The 840-nt window shown below is 61.0% G+C and carries 2 protein-coding genes and 1 pseudogene; all 3 read left to right on the top strand.

From position 1 onward, the window contains the following. Positions 1-110: pseudogene (locus tag HUK84_RS20660) on the top strand (ubiquinol oxidase subunit II); the annotation flags it as partial. Continuing rightward, positions 97-246, top strand: coding sequence for a DUF2474 domain-containing protein (locus HUK84_RS20655; RefSeq protein WP_176641860.1), 150 nt, complete (start codon positions 97-99; stop codon positions 244-246). The pseudogene HUK84_RS20660 and the gene HUK84_RS20655, both read left to right, overlap by 14 nt. A gap of 54 nt (positions 247-300) precedes the next feature. Further along, positions 301-750, top strand: a complete 450-nt coding sequence (locus HUK84_RS20650) for a nitrate reductase associated protein (protein WP_176641859.1) — start codon at positions 301-303, stop codon at positions 748-750. Positions 751-840 lie beyond the last annotated feature (90 nt).

Genomic DNA, 840 nt, shown 5'->3' with positions numbered 1-840 from the left:
TCTTCCAGCTTATCGGCACCGCCATCCTCCTGCCGATCATCCTGACCTACACGATCTATTCCTATCGCGTGTTTCGTGGAAAAGTGACGGAAGCCGATGGCTATCATTGAAATCGTGCGGGGTGACGGGTCCGAGGCACCGCACCGATGGAGCGCACGGGTCGGATGGTTCACCGTTATCTGGGCAGGGAACACCGCGCTGTTCATCGCCACGGCCACCCTGCTTCACCTCCTGGTGCCGAAATGAGCAAACCCATCGCCGTCCTGGCGGATCGGAGCGACGAGAATGGACGAGGATCCGATGATTTTTGATTTTGAACGCGATTTCGCCGGTTCCCTGCGCTGCATTCCAATGATCGCACGGCAGAAGCTCGACATTACCGGCATCAAGCTGAGCCTGAAGCAGTGGAGCCGCCTGTCGCGCGAAGAGCGGGGCCGGTTGGCTGACCTGCCGTGCGAGACGAAGGACGAGCAGGACGCCTATCGCGTGTTCGTGCTGGATCGGATCATGGCCCGGACGGACGAGCCGGTCCGCTATCTGGCCACGCGGGACTTCGGGGACTGGCAGCAGCCCGGCCGCATGCCCGACTCCGTGCGTCTCCAGGCCGAGGCGGATGGCGTGGTCCCGCCGACAGCGGAAGAATGGGCGGCACTGGCGCCCCTGCAACGTTTCGCGCTGGTCAAGCTGACCCGGTCCCAACACGAAAACGAGAATTTCGTGCCGGCATTAAAAGAATTCGGCATCCTTTAACCACTATGGCAGGCGGGCCCGGCAATGGCCATCAGGAGGTTGGTACCATGAGCAAAGAGAAAGAATCCACGTTCAAGCCCTATCACCACC

The organism is Nguyenibacter vanlangensis, assembly GCF_013376155.1.
GTDB lineage: Bacteria > Pseudomonadota > Alphaproteobacteria > Acetobacterales > Acetobacteraceae > Gluconacetobacter > Gluconacetobacter vanlangensis.
Note: the sequence above shows the minus strand (reverse complement) of the source record. Positions and strands in the feature narration are given on the sequence as shown.